Raw genomic sequence first — 1,469 nt, 5'->3', positions numbered from 1 at the left:
TCGAGCATGCCGGGCAGCACCGCGGCGGCCAGCCGGTTGGCGCCGACGAGGTGGATCTGCAGCTGCGACTCGAACTCGTCGGTGGTGATCTCGGCGAGTTTGCCGAAGTAGGTGTCGCCCGCGCCGGCGACCAGGATCTCGATGTCGCCGAGCGCGTCGACGGACTGCGCGACAAAGGCTTTCACCGAGTTGGGGTCGGTGACGTCCAGGTGGAATCCGACCGCTTCGCCGCCCTCGGCGTTGATCTTGCCGACGATGTCGTTGAGCTTCTCCACCCGGCGGGCGCCGAGGGCCACCGGGAAGCCGTGCGCCGCGAGCTCGATGGCGGTGGCCTCTCCGATGCCGGAGGAGGCACCCGCCACGATGGCCGGCCGGCGTGCGGGCAGGGGGTCAAAGCGGGGCATTCAGCGGACCTCCACGGTCATGGGTAGGTGAGCGAATCCGCGGACATTGCTGGAGTGGACGCGGACGGCGTTGGCCTCGTCCACCTCATATCCGCGGATTCGCTTGAACAACTCGTTCAGCGCGACCCGGGCTTCCATCCGCGCCAGATGCGCGCCCAGGCAGAAGTGCGCGCCACTACCGAAACTCAAGAGCTTGGGCCCGATCTCGCGCCCGATCAGATAGTCGTCGGGGTTGTCGAACACCCGCTCGTCGCGATGGCCCGAACCGGGCAACAGCAGCAGGACGTCGCCCTCGGGAATCGTGATGTCATACAGGGTGAGCTCACCGGACACGGTGCGCGCCAGGATCTGGCTCGACGTGTCGTAGCGCAGGGTCTCCTCGACCCACAGCGGCACCCGCGACAGGTCGGCGTAGACCGGGGCCAGTTGGTCCGGATTCTTGTGACCCCAAAAGGCGGCATTGGCAAGCAGTTTGGTGGTGGTCTCGTTACCGGCGATCACCATCAGGAACATGAACCCGAGGACTTCCTCGTCGGTGAGCCGGTCGCCGTCGATCTCGGCCTCCAGCAGGGCCGAGGTCAGATCGTCGGTCAACTGCTTGCGCCGTTCGGCCACCATTCCCTGGTAATAGACGATCAGGTTGATGGAGGCCTCGACAGCCTCCGGTGGCACGTCGGTGACACCGTCGGCGCGGTGCATCACCCCGTCGGCCCAGGCCCGGACCTGGGCGCGGTCCGGCTCGGGGACGCCCATCAACTCGCTGATGACGTCCATGGGCAGCTTCCCCGCGAACTCGTCGACGTAGTCGACGGTGCCGCCCTTGGCGTTTTCCAGCATGGTGTCCAGGTGCTGGGTGGCGATCTCGGTGACGCGGGGCTCGAGTTCGCGAATCCGCCTCGGGGTGAACCCCTTCGACACCAGGGTCCGCAGCCGCAGGTGCGCGGGATCGTCCATCGCCAGAAACGACATCGTTTTCGACGCGTGCGGACCGCGCGACGCCGGGTCGAGCGAAACGCCGTACTTGTTGGATAGCGTTGTGCTGTTGCGGAATCCCTGCAGCACGTC

At 66.6% G+C, this 1,469-nt stretch carries 2 protein-coding genes; both read right to left on the bottom strand.

Features of this window, described 5'->3' with window-relative positions:
* On the bottom strand, positions 1 to 404 hold a 404-nt coding region (locus A9X04_RS25355), incomplete at its 3' end, for an SDR family NAD(P)-dependent oxidoreductase (protein ID WP_156764531.1).
* On the bottom strand, positions 405 to 1,469 hold a 1,065-nt coding region (locus tag A9X04_RS25350), incomplete at its 5' end, for a cytochrome P450 (protein WP_067926725.1).

The sequence above is a fragment of the Mycobacterium sp. E3247 genome, assembly GCF_001667785.1.
Classification (GTDB): Bacteria; Actinomycetota; Actinomycetes; order Mycobacteriales; family Mycobacteriaceae; genus Mycobacterium.
The sequence above is the reverse complement of the archived record's forward strand: the minus strand, read 5'-3'. Positions and strand labels throughout refer to the sequence as shown.